Below are 17,414 nucleotides of genomic sequence, written 5' to 3'. Positions count from 1 at the left end.
AAACATATAAGTATAGTTTGTGACAATCGTTCGGATTCCCCGGCAGACCCTGCATGTGAATCAACATTCTGATCGGTGAACTTAATATAGCAGCCAAGACAAACAAAGAGGGGTTGGATCATGGGGACGGTAGAAGGCGTTAACCAAGGCTTCTATGAAAATATTGAAGAAGCAGCGGCCCATATTGTGGACGTATTAAGTGGCATATTAAGAGTGAATACCATCTTCGTAGCCACGAATGACGGAGTGACTAATGTCATTCTGGAAGCCTTCAACCGCAAGGAAGAATTAATAGTCAAAGGGACTGCGCTTCCTTTTATGGAATCTTACTGTAGTCTGGTCTTAAGAGACAATAACAGTGTCGTTACCATTTCGGATACCACCGAACATTCTGTAACACGATCAATGAATGTCACGGGTGGATTGGGTAATCGATTTTTCGTGGGAGTACCTATTGTACGTAGAACAGGTGAAGCTTTCGGAACGATATGCATAATGGATGATCCAGGGTATAACATCAGTGAAACCGATATGAAGACGCTGAAAGCTATGGCTGTTTTTCTAGGATACGTTGTTGACCTGGAGAGTGCGCTGCACGTTCAGGAGCAGAGACTCAGCCATTCAGAACAATTGCAAGAGAAATTACAGGCAGAGAAGGAACGTGCCGAATCCGAGGCCATGACCAAGACACAAATGCTCAAACTGATGAGTCATGAGATCCGTAATCCGCTGAACGGCATTTTGGGATTGACAGATCTGATGCGGACACCCGACATGTCGGAGGAACAAGCTGAGTATGTGAACATGATTGAAACGAGCGGTAATATTCTGCTTTCACTGCTCAACAATATGATGAATTTTAATATCAATGAGGCAGGGAAAACGGTTATTCATGATGATCCCTTTGATTTGGTCAGCACCATTGAGAACACTGTCTATCTCTATGCCGGAACAGCTGCGAGCAAAAAGATAGAACTGGGGTTAAACCTGAATCTGAACGTATCGCAGGTTTTCATTGGTGATGAGATCAAGATTGGCCAGATGTTGGGCCATGTGATGCAATACGCCATGGATTCCACTCGGGAAGGTGCTGTACTGGTAACAGCAGAGATGAGGGGAGATGAAGTAGAGGATACAAGCCTGCTTTTGCTACGGGTTAGATACACAGGACAAATGTTATCCGACAACCGTTTGCGAGTTTCGACTGCCAAACCGGAAGCGATCAGTACGGAAAAACTGATTGGTAGCAATCTGGGACTGGCAGTCAGCCAGAATCTGGCCATTCTGATGCATGGTCGTATCCAGGTGAACAGCCTGCAAGGTGACGAAACCGAGTTCCGGATTTCATTGCCATTACGCAGATATTGGGATTTGCCGCAAATCACAAGTGTGCAGCAACGTTTGAAAGCTAAAAAAGTGCTACTCGCCAAAGATCCTGATATTTTGCAGGGCGTATCCTCCCTGATGCGGAATTGGGAGATGGATGTGCGCATGACTTCGGGTTCAGCCTCTGCATATGAATGGATCAAGGAAGGTTATAAGCCGGATGTGGCTGTTGTAGATCTGGGCTTGCGTGAGGGCATTACAGTCGATTTCGTCATTGCGCTGAAACAGCAGATTGAAGGCCTGCCTGTCATTGTGCTCGTTCCATATGGGATGCATATGAATATTCAGCAGACGGAGGTTTTTGATGCCGTGCTGACAAAGCCAGTTAGACAGACTGAGCTTTTAAATGCACTGAGTATTATTTTGCCATAAAAAGAGAAGATGAATTTCTCTACCAAGGTTACAGAAGGCACATCACTCGCGGTGTGCTTTTTTTGCTGTTTTTCCTGAGTTTCTACTTATATGTTTTTCCATTTGTTCAGGTTGGGTTACAATAGGATATGGAACTTAACTTCATCATTTCTACATTCTGAGGAGGACATGTATTCATGGATTATCGCAGGTTAGGTGGAAGCGGACTGAAAGTAAGCGAAATCAGCTTAGGTAGCTGGTTGACGTACGGAGGATATGTGGAACGTGAAAATGCGGTGAAATCAATTGAAACGGCATTTGATGAAGGGATCAACTTTTTCGATACAGCCAACGCCTATGAGCGGGGAGCCGCAGAAGTATTGCTGGGTCAAACATTGAAAGCGTATTCACGAAGCTCTTATGTTCTCGCAACCAAGGTGTTTAACAAAATGGGTGATGGCCCTAACGATCACGGCTTGTCCCGCAAACATATTATGGAGCAGTGCGAGGCCAGCTTGAGACGCCTTGGCACCGATTATGTCGATATCTACTATTGCCATCGTTATCATCAGGAGACACCGATAGAGGAGACCCTTCGTGCACTGGACGATCTGGTGCGTCATGGTAAAGTGCTGTATGTAGGTGTGAGCCAGTGGACAGCGGCTCAGATGGAAGCTGCGCTCGGTACAGCAGATCGCCTGTTGCTGGATCATATTGTCGTGAATCAACCGGTATATAATATGTTTGATCGGTATATAGAGAGCGAGATCATTCCTTTGGGTGAACGTAAAGGTATCGGACAGGTTGTTTATTCACCACTTGCACAAGGTTTGCTGACAGGGAAATATACATCTGTCTCCGATATCCCGGAGAATAGCCGGGCAGCCAAGCTTGGCTGGGACGAAGGGAAAATTAACGCAGATCGCATCGGCAAAGTACGTCAATTAGTTGAAGTTGCAGACAAGCTGAACCTCAAGGTGGGACAACTGGCACTGGCCTGGATTTTGCGGCAAAATAATGTTTCCAGCGCTCTGGTCGGAGCGAGCCGTCCGGAACAGGTTAAGGAAAATGCTGCAGCTTCTGGAGTTAAGCTGGATGCTGCTGTTATTGCAGAGATTGAAAAAATTCTGGCCTGACTCCAACTGGTTTTCTATAGAAACTGAAGAACATTATTGGTTTAATGAATGCGAAAGGGATGTCCCGCTTGCCTTGGTTGAGGCAGGTGAGACATCCCTTTCGTTTCGTCGTTAAGACTAATCATCTTCTCAAAATGAATCATTATCTACAACCGTGATATTGCGGGGCGGCAGTGAGCATACCCTGTTGCGTCCCGTATTTTTAGCTTCATATAGCGCACGGTCAGCTTGATCAAACAGGTCGTTGTCATCGTGGTCATCACAGTGATCAGGATAAACGGCTACACCAATGGAGATCGTGAGCTTTACGGTCTGCCCGTCTGGCAGGATGAAAAGAGATCGGGCCACAGCTTTCCGCACGGATTCTGCAATAGCCATAGATTGATGATATCCACAATCGAGCAATAGAATTGCAAATTCTTCTCCACCGTTACGGGATACAAGATCCGTGGAACGCGCATGTTCTACAAGCGATTGTCCAAGTTGCTTCAATACGGAATCTCCGGCAGAGTGACCAAACGTATCGTTTACCTTTTTGAATCGATCAATATCAATAACCAGCAAGGAAAGCTTCTGATGATACTGCCTAGCATGCTGAAGCTCAGACTGGAGAGACTGCTCGAATTGCCGCCGATTGCTCAGATCCGTCAGATGGTCTGTAGAGGCTCGTCGTTCCAGCAGAAATAACATCTCGTTAGATCTATTAATAAATTCAGCGATGAAATATATGAAAAGGCCACCAGCAAAGGCTATGGTCATCTGTATGGGATATACTTTCATCAATGTATTCATGCTGGGCGTGTTCATTAGCAGTACGATAAATATCATGGTCATGCCTAAGAGATTCATAGTAATAATCTTGGTTAATCTGGACCACGAAGCGTAGGCAAAATACACACCAGCCAGCCCGAGTAGGATCATAATAAATGCTGCATCAATGGCTGCTGAGGTGACACCAAACATAACGATACGAAGGATCGCAATGATGATTCCGGTGATGACAGAAGCGAGCCCACCCAGATATACGGCTGCAGTTACGACAGCCAAATGCCGCAGATCCACAATGGTAGTGTCATTAATATGGAAAGAATAATTCATAAGCACTGTACCGTATAGACCGAATAAAAAGCCACCGACCAGCTGCACGCGAAGCGAGGGAAAAGGCAAACGAATGCTGTAGTATTTGGCGATGATTCCTGACAGGTACAGAAAGGAAATGATCACACAGAGATTGACAAAAAACGTGCTTAACAACCAGCATCCCCCCCTTTTACGCACATCCCTCTATTTTATCTGAAAATCAGTGTGGGGGCGAACCATATAATCCCAAATGTTTGAAGGGTTTGGTTTTAATGCGCTATAAAATTCTAAAACGTAGCCGTACGGGACAATATTGACTTCCATATGCATTAAGATTTATACTTAATCTAAATCAAAATTCTTTTGATATGTAAAAGCTAAAGCGAACAAATATGTTCGAGAGGTATATACATTTGAAAAATAGAAAAAAGGGGACTTGGTTGTGAAAACGTTAAATCTGACAATACAACGGCAAGCCGTGTATGATGTCGTACGTAAATCAGAAGACCATCCAACGGCTGCGGATGTAATGAATCGCTTGGTGGAACAGGGGTACAATCTGGCTTATGGCACTGTATACAATTCTCTTCGCTATTTAACAGACAAAGAGTTGATCAGGGAGCTTAAACTTGGCGAAACAGCAAGCCGATATGACGCCCGGATGGATGATCACCAGCATATTATGTGTGAAGTATGCGGTAAAGTGGACGAGGTGATGACAGAAGTTCCTCCACAATGGATGAAGCAGGTAGCGGCAGAGACCGGTTATTCAATAGATCATGCACATGTGGTATTTGGAGGTGTCTGCGGGGAATGCAAAACCAAACGGGTCAAGTAAAAGTGAAATGGTCAGGCCGCCGTTTGCCACTTCGGGTCAAACCTGCGCTGGCAGATTCAGGAACGGCACCTCTCGTGGACAACTGCCCGATTACCAGACGTGTCATTCTGATCAGCCCGATGCCGGGTCAGGTGCATGAGCTGGTGAAGGCTCTGACAGATAGTTGCTTTGACGTACTTGTGTTCCATCGTTGGGAACCGGATCTCCATGAACGCCTTGTTTTTGATCTACTGATCTATGACCTCTCGGTTGCCGGAACGATTGATGCATTTACGGGAATCCACAGCCGGTTGAACCGCGAGGCGGAACAAACGACACCATGTCTCTACCTGGTGGGGGAGAAGATGATTGGCAGTGCAAGCGGACCGATGCTTCAGGAGGAGTTGCTTGTATGGCCTGCACGTCCGCAGGAGGCACTTTACCGTGTACAGCGCATGATTGGAAGTAGTCCTGTAATGCCTAAGCGAGCTTTTTTACCTGAAGAGGGACAGCGAATCGGATTCAAAGACTTGGTGCTGGATCGGGAGCGCATGAGCGTGCAACGTGATCAGGATCGCATTCACTTGACCAAAACGGAGTATGATCTGCTACTCAAGCTGATTGATGCCAAAGGTGCAGTCATCTCGCGTGAAGAGATGCTTAGTGATATTTGGGAGACTGATTTTACAGGTGGAAGCAATGTGGTGGATGTGCATATCAAAAGCTTGCGCAAAAAATTGGGCGATAATGCCTCTTCGCCGCAATATATCGTTACGGTAAGAGGCGTGGGCTATCGATTGGCGGATTAGATAATATGAGAAAAATAGTGGTCGATGGGAGCACTTATTGGTGGAGCTACAGAACGGCTAGAGACATCTACTGCAGATCCAAACTGACGATTATTACGGAAAATAAAGACAAAAAATATATCATTATATTTGTAACCAGAGATACACCCATTTCCGGCAGTCCTTTAAATGAAGGATTACGGATGAAGAAAGAGGGTGGAACATACGCTGTTAATTTGAACCAGCCCAAGTTTGTCGCCGAAGTTCTGCAGTGCATACTTGAGATGGAATTAAATAAGAGCGGGAAGAACGTTCAGGAGTTAGATGGTAATGGCTTATTATCCCGCATGGGGTATGAGGATCTTACAGGACTGATGATCTAAAGACATAATGAGTTCAGTAAAATGAGCTAGATGAGCGGTCATCACTGAGATGCTGATTATGCTAATTAAGATGAAATATGGCGTGGATCGTTGAATAAACGGTCTGCGCTTTTTTATGTTTCGTTGATATATGAAGCCTGTTTCGCTCTCTTCATAATTGGTTCATCTTTAGCGTAACAACCTCATCTGAACCTCATACGAACCTCATGCAGTAGATAGATGGGACATGTTAGAATGATTTTAACAGTTAGATCAAGTCTAAATGTATATTTGAGCGAACAACGAATATGAATGGAATTAGTAGATAGATACAGCAGACATGAGACCCATTATAAGGAGGACGACAGGATGACAGATCGTTTGACAACTAACCAGGGAGCACCGGTAGGAGATAACCAGAATTCACGCACAGCAGGTAGAAGAGGGCCAACCTTGTTGGAGGATTACCACCTGATCGAGAAAATCGCTCATTTTGACCGTGAGCGCATTCCTGAACGGGTTGTGCATGCAAGAGGCGCAGGAGCCCATGGGGTGTTCAAGCTGGAGCAGAGCATGAAGGCATATACGTCAGCCGATTTCCTGCAAGAGCCGGGCACAGAAACGGATGTGTTCGTACGATTTTCAACTGTAATTCATGGTACGGGTTCTCCTGAGACCGCACGTGACCCTCGCGGGTTTGCTGTTAAATTCTATACACGTGAAGGCAATTATGATATTGTGGGTAACCATCTGCCTGTTTTCTTCATTCGGGATGCCATTAAATTTCCGGATATGGTGCATTCTCTCAAACCGGCTCCAGATACCAACATTCAAGATCCGGCGCGATATTGGGATTTCATGACCCTCTCCCCGGAATCAACACATATGATGACTTGGCTGTTCTCGAATCTGGGCATTCCGGCCAACTATCGGGAGATGGATGGATTCGGAGTACACGCATTCAAATGGGTCAATGACCAAGGTGAAGTACACTATGTGAAATACAAATGGGAATCAGCGCAGGGTGCTCGTGGCCTTTCTCGTAAGGAAGCTTCCGAAGTTCAGGGACAGGATTTTAACCACGCAACGCGAGACTTGCATGAACATATCAAAAATGGAGAATATCCGCAGTGGAAGCTGCAAGTGCAGCTGCTGAAGCCGGAACAGATGGATGATTTCTCTTTTGATCCGCTCGACCCAACGAAAACATGGCCTGAGGATGTACTACCGTTCCAGACAGTAGGGACGATGACATTGAATCGTAATCCTCAGAATTTCTTCGCAGAAGTGGAGCAGGTCGCATTTTCACCAAGTGCTGTTGTGCCAGGCATTGAACCGTCTGAGGATAAATTGTTGCAGGGTCGTCTGTTCTCCTACCCGGATACACAGCGGCACCGTCTTGGACCTAACTATCTCCAAATTCCAGTGAATTGCCCGTATGCACCTGTGCGCAATCATCAGCGTGATGGGCTCATGAACGTGAACCAGAACCCATCTCCCGTAAACTATGAACCTAACAGCTCAGGTAACAGTCCACAGGAAGATCCGGCTTATCGGGAAACCCAGGTTCCATTACAGGGGCATGTCACACGGGAAAAGATTGAGAAAACGGATGATTACACGCAGGCAGGAGAGCTGTTCCGTTCCTTCACACCAGAAGAGCAGCATCATCTGCTGGATAATCTGACGAATGATCTCAAAGCCGTACCGGTAGATATCCAGATGCGAGCATTATGCCACTTCTTCCGGGCTGACGGACAGCTGGGTGGACGACTGGCTCATGGCTTGGGTGTAGATATTTCTGGGCATATGCCAAAATAAAGTGAGATTATCTGTCGACGCGGGAACTTCCCGCATCTCGCACAAGCGAATAGCTGGTCTTTATGCCAGCTTGGAAAGGTCATGATACGAACCGGGTATGACTGCAATTTTGCAGAATTGCCCGGTTTTCTTATGTACTTTTATACACGAATGAAAAACATTTTTACAAATTATTTACATAAAATACCTGACATAGAGGTTGACTTCTCATTTCTGGACACTACAATGGGTAGTGTGAGGGGTGTCAGAATATGAGAATACTCAATTTTAAAGTGGGCGAGCGAGGACTGAATCGTTTTTTTGGACCACTTGAGGCCAAGATTATGGAAGTATTGTGGGCTCGTCCCGGCAGCAGCATCCGTGAAGTACAGACGGCACTGGAACAAGACAAAGACGTAAATTTCAATACAGTTATGACTGTGATGAATCGGTTGGTGGATAAGGGATTACTCGGCAAAACACAGAAGGGCCGCACATCGCTGTACCGGCCGGTACAAAGCAGGGAGGACTTTATGAACGATCAATCCAAGGAACTGTCCCAGGAATTGGTGGACGAATTCGGGACACTGGCAGTGAATCACATGCTGGATGCGTTAGATGAAGCCGATGAAGGCTTGATTGAACGGCTCGAAATGAAGATTAAGCAATGGAAAAAGGATAACGATTAAGATGTGGAAGACCCGTTCCAAGATTTTGTTCACCGTCGGGTTGGGTATTCCGGTACTCGTGCTCATGCAGATGTTCATGTATGCGATGTATAAAATATTTGGATGGGACATCCGGTTGAATCTGCTATGGCTATGCAATCACTGGATGAGTCGTATGGGGTGGATGTCTGTAGGTCAGTTCCTGTTGCTTCTGGTTTTGCTGACTTTTGCTGGTACAAGCTGGATGATGATTAGACGAATTGTCCAGACGCGTGCCGCAGTAACCAAGCTCCGCTCCATGGAGATTCGCGCTTGGTCGGAAGAATTGACTGCAAGGTACAGACATCTTAAGAAACCCCGATTTCTTGTTGTGGGCAAACCTTCTCCGGTTGCGTTTACCATTGGACTGTGGCGACCTTGTATTGTGCTTTCCACTGGCCTGCTCCATATGCTGGATTCGGATGAAGAGAAGGCTGTCGTGTATCATGAGGTTCACCATTTGTGGCACCGAGATCCACTGAAAACAACATTGCTCTCGGTATTTGCTACGATGATGCCGTATATTCCTGTGCTGAAGCATACGTCACAGCAATATCGCATCGTCAGAGAGATTTTAGCAGATAACGAAGCGATTGAACGTACGGGGAATGCCGCAGGTATTGGCAGTGCACTCTTGAAACTGCTTCGGACATGCACACCATCTGGGGAGGGAAGAGCGATGACAATTCAGTCCTCATTTGCCGATACGTCTGTAAATGTGCGTATTTCCCGTCTGCTCGACCCTGAACGTGATGTTACACTGCGCTTACCGCGATATGCCATTCTAATCTCTGTAACGGTGTTTCTGCTGCTGTCTGTTCTGTTTGTATGGTCGATCGGATAGAAAACGACCATGAACCAAGCAATCCATCCGGACTAAAATTATGAATGAAATGGGGAGATGTATGATGAATAACAAAACCATTGAAATTGGACTTTTTTTCTCAAGGATTATGATTGGTCTCATTTTTCTATTACATGGCTGGAGTAAATTCGAGGGTGGAATTAGCGGTACGGTTGGTTTCTTTGAAAGTATAGGGATTCCCGGTTTTATGGCGTCTGTTGTTGCTGTCATTGAACTGGCAGGTGGTGCGGCCATGATCCTGGGTCTGGGTACACGTGTATTTGCCTTGCTGTTCATCGCGGTTATGGTCGGCGCACTGTTCACAGCCAAGGCAGGGCAACCGTTTTTGATGGGAACAGAGTTCGATTACATGCTGATGGCAGGATCATTGACTCTTCTCCTGACTGGCAGCCGCTTTTTGGCGCTGGATTATCTGTTTAACCGGCAAGGAGCTACACGTCAGAACAGCCAAAATGTGAGTGCCTGATCTGCATCAGGGAGGAAAGCGACATAACAGGATGAGTATAATCAAAGCATAATATAACGATTCATAGAAAAGTGTAACGGAAAGTGTTAAAGCGCAGGAATACGCCTGCGGCCAAGCTCTTTGCTTGCCAGTCCGACGAGGTAACGGTGATTGCCGGATCGAGCTGACAGGTAAAGAGCTTTTTGGTTTGAAGGAAGGAGCGTCACTTTTTGGCTTGGACGTATTACCTTAACATTTGATATAATGAGAATAAGTATGCTACTAAGAAAAAATAAGAGGGATCTACACGAACCATAACAGATTTGAGGAGGTTACGCGATATGATTAAGGTTATTCCATCCGAAGCACGTTCCAGCTTTGACCGTGGTTGGTTGCGGGGCAGTCACAGCTTTTCCTTTGGGGAGTACCAGGACCCGGACAACACTGCTTTTGGACCCATGCGGGTGGCCAATGATGATGTCATCGCACCAGGTCGCGGCTTTGGGGCACATCCACACAGTGATATGGAGATTGTATCCATCGTGCTGAATGGCAAGCTGAGACATGAAGATAGTCTGGGCAATGTTGCCGTAACAGGCTTTGGTAGCATTCAGCGCATGTCAGCAGGAAGCGGCGTCATTCATACAGAGCATAATGCCTCAGATACCGAGGAAGTAAGACTTCTCCAGCTGTGGTTTATGCCACATACGAAAGGGTTACAGCCATCCTACGAAACGACTTCGTATGATACAACTGCTCTGGAAGGCGCTCTTGTGCCTGTAGCATCATCCGATGGTGGGCCGCGGGTTGCCACGGTTCATCAAGACATGACGATTTACCTTGGGCGGTTATCCAAGGGCAAGACGCTTGATTTTGAACAGAACGAAGGTCGCCGCATGTACATTTTCTCCATTGAGGGCAAGCTTGGCCTGCAGAATGAACATGTGCTCCATACAGGAGATACCGCACGCGTGGAGCAGACTTCTTCCATGAAGCTGGAAGGGCATGAGGATACGTTTTATATGTTGATTGATTTGCCTTAATGAATAAGAACTCCCACTCCAAGATCAAAGGAGGAACGATACGTATGGCACAGCAGGAATGGTTTATGGTAAAACATGGGGTCACCGGGCGTGGGCTGGCGAACAGCAAGACGGATGCAGCCTTGTCTTATCGCTTTCAGCAGGAAGGAACAGGTTACCTGTTCACTGTATCGGGACTTGATGAGCAGACCGCCTTGAAGATTATTGAGCTGAGACAGGAATTAAACGTATTCCGTTTCGTACAGCGCAAAGACCGTCCTCTGACAAAGCACTGGTATTATGTTGACGGCGACCGCGTAAAATATGACAGCGAGCGGCATACACTCACCATCTATGCCAAGTCGGAAATTCAATATATACCTGATGATTATTTTGCTGACTAACCGAACAGAGATAAGTGTATGATCTAAGATTGTTATTCTGTTCATGGTGTAAGTTATTGATTTAACACGTATGGTTCAGTTTTCAAGTTGATCGTTTCGATTGTTAAGTCTTCCCTTGAGGAAGGCTTTTTTTTGTGAAAAAAGACCACATAATTCCCTGCCTTCTGGCACAAGCTACCTTGTATAAAAACCAAGAATGGAGGGGCGGCATATGGCAGATAAATCATCAAAAGGTAGCGAAAAGTCCAAGACTTCAGCATCAACGACTGACAGTAGCAAATATGTACCCTTGGGACTGCCGTCCCCGCCTATTCTGAAACAACCGATCAGTGCCATACATACCAATCAGATTCAGGCGTTAAAAGAAATCTTCTCAAACTCCTCGGATGTCGTGTTCCGAAACGTTATGATCACACCGGAGGTTCAGGGGCTTCTCGTTTATGTCGAGGGAATTGTGAATTCGGCGGATATTCAGGAGCATATGCTGCGCCCGCTTATTCGAGGGCTGATCCAGCAACGGACTGACGAGCCGGATGTGCCGATTGATGATACACGAATTGAATTAACGCAGGTCAAGCGAGTTCAGACCTGGGCTGCTGCGACCGAGGGCGTGCTCGCCTCGTCGGCTCTACTGGTTATGGACGGAAAAGCCGAAGCTTGGCTGTTCAACGTGAAAGGCGGGGTGCGGAGAGGTGTAGAGGAGCCGCAGACGGAGTCGGTCATCCGTGGACCGCGTGAGGGATTTACCGAGACACTGCGCATGAACACAGCTTTGCTTCGTTTCAAGCTGAAGACACCTGCACTCAAAATGGTGAGTATGACACTGGGCTCCGATACTAAAACCGATGTTGTTCTCGTCTATCTGGAGGGAGTCGCCGATCCCCAATTAATTCAGGATGTCAAAAAACGTCTGGAGAAGATTGAAATCGACGGTATTCTGGAGAGCGGTTATATCGAGGAACTTATCGAGGATAACCCGAATTCCCCGTTTCCACAGATGCACTATTCGGAGCGCCCGGATACAGTTGCCGCGAATCTGCTGGAAGGTCGGTTTTCCATTATGGTGGACGGAACACCGTTTGCATTGATTGCACCCGTGACGATGTGGCAGATGTTACAGGCTAGTGAGGATTATTATGAGCGGTTCTTCATTACCAATTTGATTCGTTGGATCCGCTTTTTGTTTGTGTTTATTGCTTTGTTCCTGCCAGCATTGTATATCGCTATTACGACCTTTCATCAGGACATGCTTCCAACCACATTGATTCTCAGTATTGCCGGTGCTCGCGAAGCCATCCCTTTCCCGGCACTCATTGAAGCGCTCATTATGGAATTATCTTTTGAAGCGCTGCGGGAAGCAGGGGTCAGGTTACCTAAAACGGTGGGACAAGCGGTCAGTATCCTCGGTGCCCTTGTGATTGGTCAAGCTGCCGTGCAGGCGGGTATCGTCTCTGCCCCAATGGTTATTATCGTATCGATGACGGGGATTGCATCCTTCACGATTCCGCGCTTTAACTTTGCCATTACCGTAAGGCTGTTACGGTTTCCGATCATGCTTCTGGCAGGCATGCTGGGATTATACGGCATCGTGATTGGTCTAGTGCTGATTTCTGTACATCTGACACAGATGACTTCTTTTGGTGTACCTTATCTGTCAGGGGTGAGTCCATACCATAAGAAGGATACCAAAGATATTTTGGTCCGGGTGCCTTGGTGGAAAATGATCAATCGTCCTTCGACCGTGCACCGGGATCGCAAACGTATGGCTAGAGATATTAATGGTTCGCCAGAAGCAGAGGAAGGATGGTGATCCCATGCGGTTTCTTACCAAATATAGAGCTGTCATTTCGTTGATTTTGTGTACATCTCTGCTTACAGGTTGCTGGGATCGCGAAGAGATTAATGATGTCGCCTTTGTCATCGGTATTGCTGCTGATAAAGAAGGTGATGAATACCGATCCAGTCTGCAGATTGCCCTTCCTGGACAGTCTGGAGCCTCGGGAAGTGAAGGGGGCGGGGGCGGTACAAATGGTGACAAGCCATGGTTTATCCTCTCCAACACGGATCGAACTTTACGCGGGACTACGCTTAAGGGTCAGAAGTCACTCTCTCGCCGTATTTATTATGCACATCGCCGTACCATCCTTATTGGGGAAGAACTGGCACGTGACGGTGTTGCCCCGATGCTAGATCTGTTCACCCGATATCCCCTAAATCGGTTATCGGCACTTCCTGTTGTTACCAGAGGTGAGGCACACAAGGTCATGGACACGGATGCGCCGATTGAGAAGTTCCCTTCGGAGATGGTACGAGAACTATGTTTTCTTAATATGAGGAATCCAAGATCCCTTAAAACGTTTATAGACTCCATTCTAGACGAAGGGGTTGATCCTTTTCTGCCGATCGCATCCGTTTCGGACAGTGTACCTGAGGGTTGGAAAGGTGCTGTGACCAATATCAAACTGGACGGCTTGGCTATTTTCAAAAAAGACAAGTTGGTGGGCATGATGGACAAGGCTCCGGCCGATGCATTAATTCTTGCCATGGGTGAAGCCAATGAACCCGAAGTCATGATTAAAGCTCCGCGCGGCAAAGGAGATATGTTTATCAAGTTAAACGAGAACAATTCCTCCCTTCATCCCAAGATTGTGAATGGCAAAGTGAGTGTGACCATTCAGATGTATGCCAAGGGAGTGCTTGTGGACAATGAATCGGATTATGGTGACAGGCGCGAAAAGGAAATTTTAAATTTGAATGAAGCCGTACACCGGAAGATCAAAGAGGATATTGAGGAAGGTGTAAGGCTGGTTCAGAAGAAATTCAAAGCGGACATTATCGGCATCGGCCGTTCCATCCATAGGCAGTTACCCAAGGAATGGGACAAGATTAAAGATCGTTGGGAGTTTCTCTATCCGGAGGTTCAAGTAACTGTGGACCCGCATGTCATTATTGAGAATGTCGGTGTTGTCAATAAACCGATTGGAGTCGTAGAGGAGGACATCATACATGATTAAACCGCTGCTGTTTACCTATCTGGCAATGGTAATCGGGGTGCTGATTATGGATTTCAGGCATCTGAAACAAGCGGCCCCCATTAATCGCTGGCTGTCTTATGGAATCATTGCGCTTGGAACAGGCCTCTGGTTCTACGTTACGGCGCTGAACAAAACCGTATTCCTATCGGTATGGATGAGTCATATTATTCAACGTCTGCTACCAATGCCTTGAGGATGTGGCATATGTAATCTTGATATGCAAGAAACAGGTACGGAAGGAGGGGCAGGATGATTCAGAAGGTAACGCACAGGCAAATGATCTTGATGCTCATGCTGCTTAGTATTACGGGGACACTGCTACAACCTCATGCACAAGCCATTTATTATGCAGAACAGCACGCCTATCTTTGTTACATACCCGTTGTTCTGATTATGTTTACATCGATGTGGGTGCTCAGCCGTGTCCAGCGGCGTTTTCCGGACAAGGATCTGTTTGAATCGTTAGTGACACGATTTCCCTTTTTGGGAAGATTAGCCGGATTGATGTACATCGCGTTTTTCTTCTTTGTATTTGCGAGAGATATCCGGCTAACGGGGGATTATGTGAGTATCACATTGCTGGAAACAACTCCAATCTCGATTATCGTGCTCTCTCTGCTTGTCATGGCTATATTTATCGTGCGGGGAGGATTAGGCTCCCTGATTGGCATGGTGGAGTTATATGTAGCGCTTTTTTTGTTAAACTCCATCATTGTGCCGTTTATGCTAATTCAGCAGATCAATATGGATAACCTGAAGCCCTATTTCGATGTTGACCTGGCGGGTGTGGGCAGGGGGAGCTGGTATCTCTTTTCGTTTTATGGAGAGATGATTTTTCTGCCCTTTATCGTAAGGGGAAGTGATTTTCGAGTAAAGTCCATCGTTACAGGCAACATCGTCACGGGACTGCTTATGATGCTTATTGTAATAGAAACGATCACCTCCATCGGTGTACCCATTGCTTCAAGACTTGTATATCCATCGTATGAGCTGGCAAGACAGCTGCAGATTAGTGACTTTCTAGATCGATTCGATCTGGCGCTTGCGGCAGCAACTTTGCCTTGTATTATTACCAAGATTGCGTTTGACCTGTATTTAGTGTGCTGGGGATTGAAACGCATGATTCCCAAAGTGTCTGGTAAAGTACTGACCGGACCCATTGCGTTGCTGGGTTTTGTATGTGCGTTCTGGTTTTTCCGCAATGCGATCCAACTGAATCGATTTACACGGGAATGGACATGGGTTGCCATTGTATTTGAGGTGCTGTTTCCAATCGTATTCTTTCTATTTCTTCGTCCGCGCAAAAAGGAGGCTGGGCATGCACCGAACTCTGAATCGGGAGAGAGGGCCTCGAGAGGCAAACAGCAGGAAGGTGAACAGAAGCAGGAGCAGGCATCTGATGAATCAGATTATTCTGAAGGGAATACGGAAGGCAAGTCAGAAGAGAAATCTGGTGATAAGTCAGCGGAAAAGTCTATAGAGAAAAAAGGTAAACCATCACATGGCGGCGGTAATCTGCAGCCTTCCTGATGAAAATCATAAAAAATTGTTATAGCTTGAGAGCCTGGAAAGCAAGCAAGCATGGTTTCCCTCCGCAGAAGTACCCTGTATACTGTAGTCAGATTGACGAACTTTCGGCTTAATAACGGGGGGAACATGAATGGCTCAACATTTGGCAGGGGTACGTGTGGCATTAACCGGACCGAGAAAGTCCAAAGAGATGTCTCTTTTGGTGGAGAAAATGGGAGGAATCCCGCTTGTGCGTCCTGCACAAGGCACGGTATTTTTGGATGACCGTAACATTCGAGATGGACTGGTCTCTTGGATTTCCGATCCGCCGGATTGGGCAGTGTTTACGACGGGTATGGGACTGGATGCTTTGTTCGACATGGCTGAGGACATGGATGTAGCCGGACAACTTCGGAATGTCTTGGCCGAATCGTGTATTGCAGCCCGAGGGTACAAAACGGTGAATGCACTTAAGAAACTGAAGCTGACTCCATTGGTACGAGATGATGATGGTAGTACAGACGGTTTGATTCGGGAATTTGGCTCACATGATCTGGCAGGCAAAAAAGTGATGTTACAGTTGCATGGGGAAACGGCTCCTAAATTGGTTCGCTGGTTCGAAGAACAAGGAGCTGTCGTGCGTCAGGTATTGCCGTATCGTCACGTGCCGCCGGAAGAGGCAGAGCTGGAGCAACTGCTGAACGAAATCATTCAGCATAAGTTAGATGCGGTAGCCTTTACAAGCGGGCCGCAGGTTCGATTCTTGACGGAATATGCAACTTCCCAAGGCAAGCTGCAGCAGATGCTGACGGCTTTCAAAGAAGGTGTAGTCCCAGCCTCGGTTGGTAAAGTTACGGCGAACGCTATGCGTGAGGAAAGCATCGAAGCGCTGGTTGTGCCGGAAGAGGAGAAGATGGGAGCGCTCATCGTTGAACTGGGACGTTATTTTGCCGCGAATCCTGTGGGTGTCCGGGAAGATTAGTAAAGAGAGCATTCAGAGGGCAAGAGTTGCTGTATGAAGAATCGCAGACGCAATTCGTATACAGAGGAGTATTAAGTTTAGAAGGAATCACATCAGTTATATGGATGGATATATAAAGGTTCTGATCCGTTATCGGATCGGGACCTTTTTTTCATTTTTATCCAAAATTAATGTTTAGGACAATCTTGAGAAGCGTGGACATTATTTCCTGACCGATGGTATGATGAAGACAATATGAAAGCAGCAAGGTGCTCTTGCATAAAGCAAGAGGTAACAGGGAATCGGGTGCAAGTCCCGAGCGGTCCCGCCACTGTAATGGTAAAGCGTTTTCCATGAAAGTCACTCGGTATACCGGGGAAGACAGGAAAGAACGCTAATGATCCAGAGCCAGGAGACCTACCTTGCATGTGTCACCAAACCCTTCGCGGAAAGGAGTGGTGTACGATAAGTTCGGGAAAGGGACAAACCGTGGTTTGTACTGTGCGGCTCTATTTGGGCTGTTCTGGCTGCTTGTAATTCCTTATTATGGAATATTACAGGCCAGGTTTCCTGAGTGTAAGTACATGCGTATCTCATCCGTGATTAGGATGGGATTTTTTTGTTTTTTCGGACAGGAACGAAGTTGCCGAGTTGAGCAGAAGAAATGATGTTTTACAGGGCTATAAACGAGAGAGACACATCTGTATCGGGGAACTTTTGGGATAAACAAGGTTGGGGCATTAATC

Annotated in this window: 17 protein-coding genes and 1 riboswitch; of the genes, 16 read left to right on the top strand and 1 reads right to left on the bottom strand. The window is 46.6% G+C overall.

Going from position 1 to position 17,414, the window contains the following annotated elements; genetic code table 11:
- Positions 1–120: 120 nt before the first annotated feature.
- Positions 121–1,758 carry a hybrid sensor histidine kinase/response regulator gene (locus MHI38_RS13935; RefSeq protein ID WP_154890277.1) on the top strand — a complete coding sequence of 546 codons (1,638 nt, stop codon included), beginning with the start codon at positions 121–123 and terminating at the stop codon, positions 1,756–1,758.
- Positions 1,759–1,934: 176 nt separating this feature from the next.
- Complete coding sequence (locus tag MHI38_RS13930; RefSeq protein ID WP_154890279.1) at positions 1,935–2,873, top strand: aldo/keto reductase family protein; 939 nt, start codon at positions 1,935–1,937, stop codon at positions 2,871–2,873.
- 129 nt (positions 2,874–3,002) lie between these two features.
- Here the strand turns inward: MHI38_RS13930 and MHI38_RS13925 are convergent, their stop codons facing one another.
- The gene (locus tag MHI38_RS13925; protein WP_154890281.1) at positions 3,003–4,127 is read right to left on the bottom strand and encodes a GGDEF domain-containing protein; all 1,125 of its coding nucleotides are present in this window, start codon (positions 4,125–4,127) and stop codon (positions 3,003–3,005) included.
- A gap of 268 nt (positions 4,128–4,395) precedes the next feature.
- Here MHI38_RS13925 and MHI38_RS13920 point away from each other — a divergent pair, with 268 nt between their 5' ends.
- From MHI38_RS13920 to MHI38_RS13855, 14 genes are all read left to right on the top strand, one after another.
- The gene (locus MHI38_RS13920; RefSeq protein WP_090924136.1) at positions 4,396–4,791 is read left to right on the top strand and encodes a Fur family transcriptional regulator; all 396 of its coding nucleotides are present in this window, start codon (positions 4,396–4,398) and stop codon (positions 4,789–4,791) included.
- A complete protein-coding gene (locus MHI38_RS13915; protein ID WP_154890284.1) occupies positions 4,767–5,579 on the top strand; it encodes a winged helix-turn-helix transcriptional regulator in 813 nt (270 codons plus the stop codon). The genes MHI38_RS13920 and MHI38_RS13915 overlap by 25 nt, the downstream gene beginning before the upstream one ends.
- Before the next feature lie 5 nt (positions 5,580–5,584).
- A complete protein-coding gene (locus tag MHI38_RS13910; protein WP_154890286.1) occupies positions 5,585–5,941 on the top strand; it encodes a hypothetical protein in 357 nt (118 codons plus the stop codon).
- 348 nt (positions 5,942–6,289) lie between these two features.
- Positions 6,290–7,741, top strand: a complete 1,452-nt coding sequence (locus tag MHI38_RS13905) for a catalase (RefSeq protein ID WP_154890288.1) — start codon at positions 6,290–6,292, stop codon at positions 7,739–7,741.
- A 251-nt stretch (positions 7,742–7,992) separates the two neighbouring features.
- Positions 7,993–8,409, top strand: a complete 417-nt coding sequence (locus tag MHI38_RS13900) for a BlaI/MecI/CopY family transcriptional regulator (RefSeq protein ID WP_090924139.1) — start codon at positions 7,993–7,995, stop codon at positions 8,407–8,409.
- Between the two features lies 1 nt (position 8,410).
- Positions 8,411–9,271: a M56 family metallopeptidase gene (locus MHI38_RS13895; RefSeq protein WP_154890290.1), complete on the top strand. Its 861-nt coding sequence runs from the start codon at positions 8,411–8,413 to the stop codon at positions 9,269–9,271.
- 64 nt (positions 9,272–9,335) lie between these two features.
- Positions 9,336–9,758: a DoxX family protein gene (locus MHI38_RS13890; protein ID WP_154890356.1), complete on the top strand. Its 423-nt coding sequence runs from the start codon at positions 9,336–9,338 to the stop codon at positions 9,756–9,758.
- Between the two features lie 320 nt (positions 9,759–10,078).
- Positions 10,079–10,780 carry a pirin family protein gene (locus MHI38_RS13885; RefSeq protein ID WP_154890292.1) on the top strand — a complete coding sequence of 234 codons (702 nt, stop codon included), beginning with the start codon at positions 10,079–10,081 and terminating at the stop codon, positions 10,778–10,780.
- A gap of 44 nt (positions 10,781–10,824) precedes the next feature.
- Complete coding sequence (locus MHI38_RS13880) at positions 10,825–11,163, top strand: hypothetical protein (protein ID WP_090924143.1); 339 nt, start codon at positions 10,825–10,827, stop codon at positions 11,161–11,163.
- A gap of 211 nt (positions 11,164–11,374) precedes the next feature.
- A complete protein-coding gene (locus MHI38_RS13875) occupies positions 11,375–12,973 on the top strand; it encodes a spore germination protein (protein ID WP_154890295.1) in 1,599 nt (532 codons plus the stop codon).
- Positions 12,974–12,977: 4 nt separating this feature from the next.
- Positions 12,978–14,177, top strand: coding sequence for a Ger(x)C family spore germination protein (locus tag MHI38_RS13870; RefSeq protein ID WP_186809706.1), 1,200 nt, complete (start codon positions 12,978–12,980; stop codon positions 14,175–14,177).
- Positions 14,170–14,391: a hypothetical protein gene (locus tag MHI38_RS13865; protein ID WP_154890297.1), complete on the top strand. Its 222-nt coding sequence runs from the start codon at positions 14,170–14,172 to the stop codon at positions 14,389–14,391. Before MHI38_RS13870 ends, MHI38_RS13865 begins: the two co-directional genes overlap by 8 nt.
- A 56-nt stretch (positions 14,392–14,447) precedes the next feature.
- Positions 14,448–15,728: a GerAB/ArcD/ProY family transporter gene (locus MHI38_RS13860; RefSeq protein WP_154890298.1), complete on the top strand. Its 1,281-nt coding sequence runs from the start codon at positions 14,448–14,450 to the stop codon at positions 15,726–15,728.
- A gap of 130 nt (positions 15,729–15,858) precedes the next feature.
- Positions 15,859–16,689 (top strand): uroporphyrinogen-III synthase, encoded by an 831-nt coding sequence (locus tag MHI38_RS13855; RefSeq protein WP_154890299.1) that lies wholly within the window; start codon positions 15,859–15,861, stop codon positions 16,687–16,689.
- Between the two features lie 229 nt (positions 16,690–16,918).
- Positions 16,919–17,107: riboswitch (cobalamin riboswitch) on the top strand.
- Positions 17,108–17,414: the final 307 nt, after the last annotated feature.

It is taken from the genome of Paenibacillus sp. FSL K6-1558, assembly GCF_038002565.1.
GTDB classification, from domain to species: Bacteria; Bacillota; Bacilli; order Paenibacillales; family Paenibacillaceae; genus Paenibacillus; species Paenibacillus polysaccharolyticus.
This window is presented reverse-complemented; position numbering and strand designations above follow the sequence as displayed.